The organism is Shewanella sp. SM74 (assembly GCF_025653725.1).
GTDB lineage: Bacteria > Pseudomonadota > Gammaproteobacteria > Enterobacterales > Shewanellaceae > Shewanella > Shewanella oncorhynchi.
The window spans coordinates 1-12,752 of the sequence record NZ_JAKKRZ010000008.1 but is presented as its reverse complement, the minus strand read 5'-3'; the positions used below and the strand labels follow the sequence as shown (position 1 = coordinate 12,752).

Genomic DNA, 12,752 nt, shown 5'->3' with positions numbered 1-12,752 from the left:
TCATTAATGAATACACTGAGGCTTTTTTGCATTGGCGAAATGGAACTTACTCACTTGCATTATCATGTTTGTTGTTGCTTGATAGCGTATCCTCAATGAGTATAGAAGTTGGCCACAGTTCTTATTTACACCTGGCAGACTTGCAGAGCAGAACTGTATCGGCATAGTCACTCAACCGTAGAAAAACAAAAAGCTCCTTACGGAGCTTTTTGTTTGCAAGCATCACTTCTTAATAATACGGCTTAGTCAAGATTCACTGGCGGGGCGATAAAGCCTTGATAGGCATCTGTTCTAAGCTCGTTAAAACGTTCTAGCTGAGCCTTTTCTTGAATACCCGTCACTATGACTTGAATGTCCAATCCTTTTGCTACGTTGATTAGGGCGCGGCACAATTCGCTATTGTGGTGTGTCTCATCATAGTAGGCGAAGGATTGATCCAGCTTCACATAGCTAGGTCTTAATTCCTGTAGATAAGACATAGAGCCAAACTGACGACCAAAGTGGTCAATACCAAACTTAGCACCGTTATCGCGAATGATGTTACATAAGTGCTGGCATGACTTAAGATCACTATAAACACCAGCCTCAGGGATTTCGAAGCAGATGCGCTCAATAAATGTGGCATTTCGCAAAAATTGATTTAGCCACTCATGGAACTGAGGATCGTTAATACTTTGGTGGGTTAAGTTAATTGCGAGCGGTTCATAGCTCCGCTCGAGCAGTTTTTGCTCGTAGACAGTTTCAATTAAGCATTTATCGAGTAAGGCACCAAGTGATAATAACTCGATATACGGCATAAATTGCCCTGCATGGGCGAGTTGATCACCAAGCTCTAATTGGCAATACAATTCCCGTTGCGCTATGCCATCACCATCGCAAAATTGGATGGGTTGCCATCTAAACTTAAACTTCTTATTGCTGATAGCATGGCTGAGGTTATCGCGCCATTGCTCGCGGGTGAATAATTGCTGCTCTGTGGTTTCAAACCAGTGGAAGGTTTTATTCTCTTGTAACGCTTTTTGAAGGGCATTGTCGGCTTGGGCCAAAATATCCGACACATTCATTTGCCCAATACGTTCTGCAATACCGATAGCAAAGTCTTCGTTGGGCTTACAGCCTGCTTTTGACATTTCTTGGTTGATGGTACGTATAAGTGTTTGTAAATATTTGCTGATCTGATCGTGTTCAACATCGGTCACTAAAAATGCAAATTCATAGGCGGCAATACGGCCTATGACCGAAGGTGTTATTTCGTTTAATTGCTGTTGAAACTTTTCTGCGAGGATCCGTATGGTTTCATCTCGAACTTGATAGCCATATTTACTGTGCACTTCTTCGAGCCAGTCGAGTTTGGCGAGGAATAAAGCACCGCTGCTAGGTTCACTTAACCAACCATTTAAACGACTTACTACATATTGGCGGTTAGGCAGGCCTGACGCGGGATCGACAAGATTCTTCTTACGTAACGCGCCTACCTCTTCGTCAAGAGAATGGAACACTTGTTTCAATTGAGCTGACATGCTGTTAAATGCAGTCACTAAGTCTTTTAATTCGGTGGTTTTGGGTAGTGCCATGTCTGGACCAAATTGGCGTGCTGCGATACTTTTCGCGTGTTCAGACAGGGTGTGGAGAGGTTTCAATATCCATGTTAAGCCTACTCTTGCTGTAAAAATAGCAACGAGAAAAAGTAGTGAGAAGGCGATGATGGTATTGGACATGATTCGCCATAGTTCATGATAACCAAAACCAGGATGAGCAGTGATTTCAAGCTGTGCTAGCTGCAGCCAACCTGAGGTGATAGTGCTTTGTTTTTTGATGGTTTTAAACAGATTTAGATTGATAAACCATTGAGGGACATCTTCAATTTTTAAAGGATTATTCCACTCTTGTTGCTTACCATCGACCATCCAAGTCAATTTTACATTTTGATAGTAACCACCTTCAAAAATAACATTCACTAAGGTTTCTGCCGCAGCGGTATCGCCGGCTTCGAGTGCTGGGGTAAGCATTAGACCGAGTGAAGTGCTGGCATTGTTTAGATCGGACTCCATTTGCTTTGTTAAAAAGCTTTGAGTCTCAGTGAATTGCACATAGCCAAGGCTTGCAACTACAAGCAAGAACAGGCTAAAAAGCAGCGAATAAATCTGTCTAAACAGTGTCATTTTTGGTGCTACTCCAGTTTTAATTTTGGTTGCCTAAGACGGTCAACACCTAATCTATGGTTAAGATCGTTCCATTTTTCTAATCGTTTTGAGGACCCTGCCAGTACGCCTCGACCTTGCTCTTTATTGAGCCATAACTGTTTACCATTAAAGCTATAAACAGGCAGTAGATCTTTTCTTTTTGTGGCGGGTTTTATTTCATGGTCAAGATTATCGAGCACTAAAGGAATTGATGATGGTGTTTCATAGTAAGCCAATACCATATGGTATTGATTAACCGTAGTGGCTTTAACCATAGTGATCCGCATCTTGTCCTCTTGAACACCAAGTTGGAGTAGGGTGAAGTATTTTGCGATCGAAAAGTCTTCGCAATCACCGCCATTCACACCAATAAACTCCATCGGCGTTGCCCAATAATTCGAGTCTCCCCATAATTTACTGTCATCCACAAAACGGAATAAATTAAAAAAGTTATTCACCTTCAATAACTTTTCTTTTTCATCTAGCGTACTCGCTTCCGATAACACTTTGAACCAAGCCCTTGCTCGCATTCCAGCACGTTCGCCGTAATGTTTTTCTAGGGTTGAAGTTATCTTCACTTCATCAAGGTTTTGTGTGGGGGCCGCATATAGGCAACATATGCCTAAGGCTGACGCTATTAGGCTAAAGCGGCAGACTCGCAATAATGAATCTTTATAATCAAGTCTGCCGTTCATAACCTAATGTGTTAGTCCTTTATTTTGAGTTGTCATCGACCGAGTAAATTGTCCATTTCATGTCTGTTGCCGTATCATCACCAGTGACTTCTGCAACAACACGACGGTTACGAATTTCTGCTTCTGGCGTCTGTTCTAAAACAATTGGGCGGCTAGAACCATATCCAATAGCAGTTAATCGACTTCTATCAATACTAAAGCGTTCAGCCAGTACTGCGGTGACAGCATTTGCACGTTCTTGAGATAATACTGTATTTCGTTCATCGGTTCCTGTGCGACTCGTGTGACCTTCGATAGTCACTTTGGTCGTTGGATACTGACGTAGAAAAATAGCCACCTCTTCAATTTGAGGATAGTACTCAGGCGCAATATAAGCAGAGTCATTCGGGAATAAAATATTTATTTCCTTTCGCTCGTTAATCGCTTTTATTTTGCCACAGCCATAGTTATCAATACCTGCCCCTTGGGCGGTGTCGTTGCAGCGTTCACGGGCTTCAATGACACCATCGCTATCTTTATCAGATAGATCATAGGTTTGAGTTGTGACCATTTCGTCAATATTAACCGTATCGCGCATCGAACAACCAGCTAAAAGAGTGACACTTAGAAAAAATGTGAGAGTTTTCATTTGTTAGCTCCTCCTTCATAATTGCGCTCTCCGCGCCACGCATCAGGTCTAGTGACTTTAAGTGAGTCTAATAATCGCCCTGTAGAATTGAGCACGCGATACTTAGCAATAACTTCATCATATTCAGCTTGTAAGTAGTCTTTACGTGCCTCGAAGAGCTCATTTTCGGTATCTAATAAGTCGAGTAGACTGCGTTGGCCTAAGTTGAACTGTTGTGCATAGGCTGTTTGAGTATCCTTTGCGGCCACGACATGATCGCGAATATATTGTTTTTGCGGCGCTAGCATTTCAAATGCGTTCCAAGCTAGGTTTACCCCTTCAACAACTTCACGTTGGGCACGTTGGCGGATTTCTTTCGCTTCACCTAACTTGTAAGCAGTTTCCTTTTCACGGGCAAGATCTTTACCCCCCGCAAATAAGTTGTATCTCACCCTCACCATGGCGACGAGATCGTTACTATGGCCACCCACATCACTGCGGAAAGCACCAGCACCTGATATTCCGTCTTCGCCGCTGATATCGTTGTTCCAGTTACCATTCAGTTCTAAAGAAACCTGAGGATAGTAATTGGATTGTACTGAAGATCGTTCATTTTCAGCGGCACTAATATCGTTTGCTGCAGATTTGAGTATGGGGTGATTCTCTTGCGCAACAATAATGCCAGAGCTAAGATCCTTTGGCAGCATGTCTGCATCTGGCACTGGTAATATTAAGTCCGCCGGAGCCGACGCTACAATTTTGATGTACTGTGCTTTTGCATCAAGTAAATTGTTGCGAGCAGAAATAACGTTAGCATTAGCACGTGCCAAACGTCCCGAGATTTGTGATAGGTCTGCGATTGAGCCTAAACCTGAGTCAGTACGTTGTTTAATCTGGTCATAAATTTCTTTATGGCTGTTAAGGTTTTTCTCGGCTAATTTTAACACTTCATCGGTGCGTAAATAGTTGAGATAGACTTTACTGACATCGAGTGCCATATCTTCAGCGGCAGCAAGCAGTACCCACTGGTCTGCGCTAGCTTCAAAACTATAACGATCAACTTCACTGCTGGTGTAGAAACCATCGAAAAGCATTTGTTTTATGCTAACACCAAACTCTCCGGGATTTAATTCAGCCACCCCTTTGCTATCGACTTCGCCGATATTGGGTCGTCTACGTGTCGATACGCTGTCGGTTTGTTCATAACCGTAGCCACCATTGACATCAATAGTTGGCATATAGCCTGCTATCGCTTGATTAACTTGTTCTTCTCGCGCTTTAAAGCGGTTGAAGGCCACTCGTAAATCTGGGTTTGTATCTAGCGTATGTGCAACGGCTTGTTCTAACGTCTGACTTTGAGCCGATAAAGGTAACAGGATTAATGACAGCACTATGGCTATCTTTGAACATTGAAATTGTCGTATTGCTGAAGTCTTCATGACCAACCTCCCGGTTTATAAAAAAAAGGCTTAGTGCTCTCTGAGCGCTGTGTCCTTAGCCCTTAAAATTGGATTTAAAATGTACTCAAGTATGGATCTTTGCCCCGTGATAACGTCAACTGAAGTTAACATTCCCGGAATAATTGGCATCTGTGTGCCATCGTTTTTGGTTAAACTAGATTCTGCAGTCCTAACTCTGATGAGATAGTAGCTATTGCCTTCTTCATCTTGAGAAGTGTCGGCACTAATATGTTCGACAGTTCCTTTAAGGCCGCCATAGCGGGTAAAATCATAGGCGGTAATTTTTACTACGGCGGGTAATCCTGGATGTAAGAAAGCGATATCTTTAGGCAAGATTTTAGTTTCTATCAGCAGTTGATCTTCCGACGGTACTATCTCGATAATATCGATTCCAGGTTGCACTACACCACCCAGTGTATTGATATGCGTGGTTTTAATGGTGCCATTAACAGGGGAGGTGATAATCGCCTTACTGACTTTATCTTGCGCGCCAACTTGTGCTTCATTCATGCGAGAGAGGCGGGTTTGAGTTTCATTGAGCTGCGCGCGCAGCTCTGCAGCGTAAACAAATACGGCTTCACGGCGTTTTAAGATAGCCTCATCTAATGCCGCTTTTACTTTAGGGCGGAGTAAACGCATTGAATTCAATTCACCTTGCAAGTCGTTTACCGTGCGTTCGAGTTTGAGTAACTCAACTTCAGGAACAATACCTTTTTTGGCTAAAGGTCGAGTGAGTTCAAGCTCGCGGGATATTAGCTGCATGCTCGTCGTTAATGTCGTTGTTTTAGAGGCGAGATCATCAATTTCTTGCTGTCTTTGTTGAATTTGACGTACAAGGATCTCAAGTTGGTTACTTAAGTTATCTAAGCGCCCGTTGTATTCCTCTTGTTGTCTTTTCACTAAGGCGGGTTCCGCAGCAATGATAGCCTCAGGGAATACCAATGCTTCTTTAGTGATGAGCACTTGTTCACGCCAATCAGAGGTCATGTCTGATATTAGAATGCTGTCGAGTTCGGCACGCATGCGGATAGCATTGGTTTTTAAGCCATAAACCTCTTGCTCTTGTTGAGCAAAGTCGGAGCGAAAGCGGGTATCATCAATACGCACTAAAGGCTGCCCTTTTGTGACTATCTCACCTTCTTGAACGTAGAGTTCTTGCATTATGCCGCCGTCTAGACTTTGGATTACTTGAACTTGTGATGAAGGAATCACTTTTCCCGTTCCAGTAGTAACCTTATCTAATTGAGCAAACCCCGCCCACAGTAAAAAACACGCTACCATAGCAGCAAGTGCCCATATGATTAATCTGTGTCCGCTGGGAGCGTCTGTCATCATGGCGCCATAGACATCATCAACCATGTCTAAGTCGTTTGTTGTTAAATGTTTACTCATCTTTTAGCCTCTCCGTTCACTAGGCCAAAATTGAGTTTTTCTAGCACTTCTGCTTTAGGTCCATCGGCAACCACATGGCCGCGTTCAAGTACAATAATGCGGTCGACGAGTTGCAATAAATGCATCTTGTGGGTAATAAGAATTAACGTTCTATCTTTGCTGACATTTTGCATTGAACGAATAAATTGTTGTTCAGCGCGAGCATCTAAACTCGCCGTAGGCTCATCCATCAGTAACACTGGGGGATCATTCAGTGTGGCGCGAGCAAGGGCGACAGTTTGTCTTTGTCCGCGACTGAGTGACATGCCGCCTTCGCCGACCTGTTGGTCTAGGCCTTCTGCTTCTAGGTTGGTGAATTGACTCACACCAGAAAGCTGTACCGCGCGGATGAGTTGATGTTCAGTGACTTGACGTGTACCAAATAAAATATTGTCGCGAATAGAACCATGGAATAGGGTGACATCTTGCGGTAGGTATCCAAAATTACGACGTAAATCACTCGGATGAATCTGTGCTGAGTCTAAGCCGTCGTAGCGCAAGCTTCCTGCCGTGGGTTGAAATAGCCCGACCAGTAACTTAGCTAGCGTACTTTTACCTGAACCATTACGGCCGATAATTGCAATACGCTCGCCGGGATTTATGGTCAGCGACATCGGATGCAGCACAGGCTTTTCAGAACCGGGATAACTAAAACCAACATGATCAGCATTGATTTTGCCTATGAGTCTTTGTTTGCTAACTAAATGTCCTTTATTTTCAAACTCATCTTCTTGAGTCATGATTTCATTCAGTTGGCGTAGTGCACTGGCTGTGTGGTTTGCTCTAGTCATCAGGCCTGCAAGTTGTGCCATAGGTGAAATGGCACGGCTCGATAGCATGACCGCAGCAATAATTCCGCCCATAGATATCGCATTATCAGCCACACGATAAACGCCCAAAATCACCACACAGACAACGGTAAATTGCACCGTAAAGTTCGCTACGTTCGATACTGAGTTGGAGAGCTTTTTTGACCTTAACTGCCAGTTTGCACTGTGGCCTATCATCTGTTGCCAGCTTTTTTGCACAATTCCTTCAGCACCATTAGCTTTAATTGACTCTAGCGCTGATAAGCTCTCGATTAAATGCCCATGTTTTAAGCTTGAAAATTTATTGCCTTCTTCGATTGCCGCTTTGAGTTTAGGTTGAATATAAAGCGTGAAGCCAATAATGATGATGCCACCAATGACTGGAACTATAGCGAGATCACCAGCGACAATAAAAATAATAATTAAGAAAAATATCGCGAAGGGGAGATCGACTAAAGTAGTGATCGTTGCCGAAGTTAAAATTTCACGAATGTTATCGAATTCACCTAACTGTTTCGCCATGCCGCCGATACTAGGAGAACGTTTTTCTAGGGGAATGCCTATCGCTTTAGCAAAAAGTCGCGAAGACACTATAATATCTACTTTTTTTCCTGCAACATCGATGAGGTAACTTCTAAGTTGCCGCATGATAAGATCGAACATATAAGCAATCGCCGCACCAATCGCTAAAACCCAAAGGGATTCAAAGGCGAGGTTTGGGACGACTTTGTCATACACATTCATAATAAATAACGGTGAAACTAAGGCGAATAAATTCACCAATACAGAAGCGATTAATGCATCACGATAAATGGGGGCTGAATCTTTGAGGGTTTGTACTAACCAGTGGGTTTTATTATCGTGTAGATAAACATCGAAACCCATGTCACCACGGTATTCTTGTTTGACTAAGAATAAATATCCCACATATAAGGCTTCGAGCGACTCAATTGTCAGTGTCTCTTCACCGCCCGTCTCGGGTAATTGAATAATTGCTTTATCTGATGCAACATCAAGTTCTCGCAATATACAGGCTTTTTTGTCTTTTAATAATAAAATACAGGGGAGCAATATAGGTGATACTTCGTTTAAGCCTTTTCGAGACAGCTTAGCCGCTAGACCCGCTCTTGAAGCTGCCTGAGGCAATAAGTCAGGTGATAATACGGTACCTGACAAGGGTAAACCTGCCGCAAGCGAATCGCTCGAGCACGGATTGCCAAAATGCTCAGTGAGTAACACTAAACAATCCAGCAAAGGATCCACTAACACTCTTTGTGAGGCTGAAATGGTCCATTGATCAATTTTTTCAGAAGCTGCAGCTGACACCTAATTACTTATCCTTTGGATTTTTATATGGTTATGGCAAGTATCGGTCATGATGGCCTATATTTCTATAGGCCATCTGAACTGATTTTATCTAAGGGATCACAGCGCCATTGGTATTAGGATCATCAGTAAATCTAGTTAATCCCTGCGGTGTTTCTGGATTGACAGGCTGGGTATCGATAATTAACGGCCCACTTCCATTGGTACCAAGTAACCCATTAATAATACCCGCATTATCAGTTGCACCATATTGGCTATAGAGGTCAACCCCATCAAGCACAATGTGTTGATCGACAGTCCCATCTTTGTTTGCATCTATATCGATAACGGTAGAGCCATTGCTATCTAGGCTAAAGTTCAGATAGCTTTCTAACGTATTAGCCGTTTCTCCTTGGAGTAAATCACTCAGATCAAGCTTATCTTCACTTACATTGAAGTCCATGATGTGGTCAGTACCTTGGTCTGCATCCGTATAGCGCCATACGAAGGTGTCAGCGCCGCTATCACCACGCAGGACGTCATCACCGAGTCCACCTATTAAGGTGTCGTTACCTGAACCACCTCGTAAAGCATCATTACCTGTGCCGCCTATTAAGGTGTCATTGCCTGCACCACCGTAAGCAGCAAGATTACCACCTCCGCCGTAGACAGTGTCATTGCCTGAGCCCAGATTGACAGTGTCTGTGATGGGCTGAACTTCACTCTGCACTGATTGTAACAGCTTGCCATCAGCATCTGTGATTACAGCATCCTGCATGAATTTGCTGCCTTTTAGCAGTTCCAATGTGGGGTTACTGTTATCAATATTAGGGATTGAACTGCCAGTATAGACAATGTTATTTGCACGGCTTATGCCTAAGTCAATATAGTCATTACTATTGCCGGAGCGTATCAATAGATCGGTATCTATTGTCACTGCAGCTTGTTGGGTGACGCTGCTGACGGCTGTCGTATCCTCATAGTACCCATTGAGTGCAATACTTAAATTGGCATTATCCCCGCTGGTTTTGACCAGTTGGAAGCTATCAACACCGCCGCGACCTAGATATTCATTGGGATGGAGCACTGTAATAGGGATGGTTGTAGTACTGGTAGCGGTATCTTGGTTGCTACTTTCAGTTGTTGTGGCTTTAACTGTGATAGTAAAGTTACCATTGTTTAGAACTTTAATTTGCAGGCTGCTGCGATCCCAATTAGTGATGTCGAGTTCACCATTGGCACCAATGGTCGCTAATTTCCCATTAGCGTCTTTTAAAACTGCGCCTTCAGGTAGCCCTTGAAGTTTTATGGTCAAGCTTTCTGAGCCGTCAATATCTTTTAGTGATGTAGAAATAGCGCTCAGTTTTATAAACTCCCCACGATAGCCCATATTGTCGACAGCTTTGAAAGCTAAGTTATCTAAAATAGCACCAATGGAGTCTGCGTTATCGGCTTCAAACAGCAAACGGTACTTACCTGTTTGATCGATAGGTAGCGTTACTTTTTGATCTTTTAACCAGTTAGAGTCAGTTGGGTTGAAATCATAAAGGGTGACTGCTTGAGCGTATAATGGGTTTCCCGCAGCGTCGAGTGGAATAAGCTTAATGGTTAGGCCTGACGTTGAAGCATTGCCTGTGCGTGCAGCAATATCAAATCCAAGTTCATAGAATCTACCTGCATCCGCTTGTATATCGGTATAAAGTGTTTTATCACCATTGTTAAACTCGACCTCCATTACCTTATTGGTGGAGGAACCGCCTGTAATATAGACACTCTCATAGCCTATCTCGACGCGGCCGCCATTATTATTGGTGTGCCAAGTACCTATAGTATTGAGACCGCTTATACCGTTGACTTTAACACCATTCCAACTGTCAGAAATATTCGCGTCCTCAAAGTTGATCGCCGCAACAGAGGTATAGCCATTGATGCTCAGATTAGGAGTATCTGCCACAGCGATGACATTAATATTGAGGTTACCTGTTACACCAGTATTGGTGGTGTAGGTGATTTCAGGTAATGAACCGCTCCAGTGATCTTTTGGGTCAAAGCTGTATTCACCATTTGCCTTCAATTGCAGCTTACCTTCAGGCAATTGATACCAAGTATTGCCTGTATCATAGGTCGCACCATTCACCTGGAAGCTGGTTACGGATAATGTATTATCAATATCGATATCATTGTTAAGCACGTTACCATTAGCTAAGGCATCCTCAGAAATGGTTTTGCTATCTGGATTTGTTACCGTTGGATCATCAACGGGCGTTACTTTGATGGTCAGCGTGCTTGTTGTTCCCGTATTTGTGGTGTAGGTAACCACTGGGACTTGGCCATTCCAATTAGCCGCGGGTGTAAAGGTGTAGCTACCATCAGCATTGAGAGTCAGTTCGCCTTCTGCCAAGGTGATTTTACTACCCGCAGTATGCTGAGTGGTATCGTTAGCCACAGTGAAATGAGTGACTGACGTATTTTTATTGCCGTCGTTATCCAGTACATTACCGATAACAGCTGTATCTTCAAGACCACTATCTTGATCTTGAGCCGCTTTAAGCGCATTCGCATTAATAGTATTGACATTAAGAGTCAGTAATGCACTGGATTTATCACCATCAGCATCTTGCATGGTGTACGTAAAGGTTTCCGTTGCATTAGCCGGAATCGCAGAGGCGTTGGCTGTTACGGTGTAAGTGTAACTACCATTGGCGAATACGATTAACGTGCCATATAGACCTTGAATAATGCTGCCTACATTACCAGAGGTGCCTGAACCTGTTTGGTTGCCCGCTGCGGCACCAATTACCGTGATATCGTCATCAGCACCGATTACGTCATTAGCTAACACATTGCCAGTAGTTGAGGGTAATTCGTAACCATTACCAGCTACTACACGCACAACTAGTTCATAGCTATTTGCAGCATTTTCAGCCGTTCTAATTTCAGTGACGATTTGATTGGTACCTGGAATTCTAAAACCTATGACCTGTAGTGTATAAAGTGCACCGGCATGCTCAAAAGTTACATTAGTATTGCCGACCTTGATAATATCTTTTGAGGCTTCAGGATCGTTGTCGTTGTTCGGTGTTTCATTGTGATCAAAGTTGACTTTAAGGGTCACTGGTGTGACGACCCCATAGGCATCTGTCACCGAGAAGGTGACATCCATGGTTGCTTTTGTGATAGCACCACCGGAAGAGATCGGGAAGTTATAATGGGTAAAAGTACCTAAAACAATATCTTGGTTTAAGGCAAACTGACCATTTAACGCTCCGTCATTATCGATAAAACCATAGCCAGATTTATAAGTGTTAGTTGGATTACCCCATCTGATTTGGTCGAGACCACTGTCATTATCCGTGCCACCACCATTAGGATTATTTGTACCATCGAATCTGGTTACGTTTGTCCCATTTTCCGGTAATCCCCAATTCGCCTCAACGCCAGATACTTTAAAACTATCCACGATCACATCGACACTGCCTGTGTCGTTTTTGGCATTAGGGATATCATCAACAATCTTCACATCAAGGCTGCCATTTGCTTGGCTACCATCCTGATCCACAACGGTTACAGCAAAACTATCTAAATAGCTAGTGTTGGTTGCAGGGGGGGAGTCATTGTCGACATTATTATTTAAGGTGTAGCTGTAGCTGATGGACCCACCGCTTGCATCGCCTGTGAAACCAGTCAGTGTTAAGACACCATAAGGTGTTGGAATGTTAACCATACTAGAACTTAGTGCAAGTAAAGCCGCTAAATTGAAGCTTTGCCCGGCAATAGTGATAGAGGCTAAACCATCAACAGAGGTAAAACTAAAGTTACCAGTCTGAGTCAGCGCATTGCTATTAGGCGCTGAACCCGTTGAAAGGTTTGCCTCGCTAACTGTTAACTCACCACCTTGGATATCAAGACCATCAAGAATTACTTCATCGTTCACGTTATCCACATTCAGGGTCACCGTAGCGGTATCGCTGCCGCCATTACCGTCGGTAATGGTATAGGTGAAGCTGGTTGGCGCCGGTTGGCTGCCATTGTGGGTATAGGTGAAAGTCCCGTCTTGGTTGATGACCAAAGAGCCGCCAGCCACCGCCACCGTGGCCACGCCATTCACGAAGGTGACGGGCTGACCATTGATTTGGGTGATCGTCAGCGTATCGCCATCGGCGTCGGTATCGCGTCCGAGTAGGTCAGTGATGATGTTGCCAGTGACGCTGCCGCCTTCAGCAACCTCGTAAGTGTCATCGATGGCATCGGGTGCGTCGTTC

General features: G+C 43.7%; 7 protein-coding genes. All 7 read right to left on the bottom strand.

Going from position 1 to position 12,752, the window contains the following annotated elements; translation table 11 throughout:
- Nucleotides 1–242: 242 nt before the first annotated feature.
- Nucleotides 243–2,162, bottom strand: a complete 1,920-nt coding sequence (locus tag L5M49_RS10280) for an EAL domain-containing protein (protein ID WP_219251757.1) — start codon at nt 2,160–2,162, stop codon at nt 243–245.
- A gap of 8 nt (nt 2,163–2,170) precedes the next feature.
- The gene (locus tag L5M49_RS10275) at nt 2,171–2,878 is read right to left on the bottom strand and encodes a transglutaminase-like cysteine peptidase (protein WP_105250450.1); all 708 of its coding nucleotides are present in this window, start codon (nt 2,876–2,878) and stop codon (nt 2,171–2,173) included.
- 19 nt (nt 2,879–2,897) lie between these two features.
- A complete protein-coding gene (locus tag L5M49_RS10270) occupies nt 2,898–3,506 on the bottom strand; it encodes an OmpA family protein (protein WP_219251756.1) in 609 nt (202 codons plus the stop codon).
- Nucleotides 3,503–4,924: a TolC family outer membrane protein gene (locus L5M49_RS10265; RefSeq protein ID WP_263265988.1), complete on the bottom strand. Its 1,422-nt coding sequence runs from the start codon at nt 4,922–4,924 to the stop codon at nt 3,503–3,505. The genes L5M49_RS10270 and L5M49_RS10265 overlap by 4 nt, the downstream gene beginning before the upstream one ends.
- A 30-nt stretch (nt 4,925–4,954) precedes the next feature.
- Nucleotides 4,955–6,337, bottom strand: a complete 1,383-nt coding sequence (locus L5M49_RS10260; RefSeq protein ID WP_263236971.1) for an HlyD family type I secretion periplasmic adaptor subunit — start codon at nt 6,335–6,337, stop codon at nt 4,955–4,957.
- Complete coding sequence (locus L5M49_RS10255) at nt 6,334–8,511, bottom strand: type I secretion system permease/ATPase (RefSeq protein WP_105250446.1); 2,178 nt, start codon at nt 8,509–8,511, stop codon at nt 6,334–6,336. The genes L5M49_RS10260 and L5M49_RS10255 overlap by 4 nt, the downstream gene beginning before the upstream one ends.
- A gap of 91 nt (nt 8,512–8,602) precedes the next feature.
- Nucleotides 8,603–12,752: Ig-like domain-containing protein (locus tag L5M49_RS10250; protein WP_263265987.1), on the bottom strand; the 4,150-nt coding region annotated here is incomplete at its 5' end.

What these genes read in the sequence shown, in the direction of transcription:
- L5M49_RS10280 (WP_219251757.1), bottom strand. Translation starts at nt 2,162, where the DNA reads ATGACACTGTTTAGACAGATTTATTCGCTGCTTTTTAGCCTGTTCTTG.
- L5M49_RS10275 (WP_105250450.1), bottom strand. Translation starts at nt 2,878, where the DNA reads ATGAACGGCAGACTTGATTATAAAGATTCATTATTGCGAGTCTGCCGC.
- L5M49_RS10270 (WP_219251756.1), bottom strand. Translation starts at nt 3,506, where the DNA reads ATGAAAACTCTCACATTTTTTCTAAGTGTCACTCTTTTAGCTGGTTGT.
- L5M49_RS10265 (WP_263265988.1), bottom strand. Translation starts at nt 4,924, where the DNA reads ATGAAGACTTCAGCAATACGACAATTTCAATGTTCAAAGATAGCCATA.
- L5M49_RS10260 (WP_263236971.1), bottom strand. Translation starts at nt 6,337, where the DNA reads ATGAGTAAACATTTAACAACAAACGACTTAGACATGGTTGATGATGTC.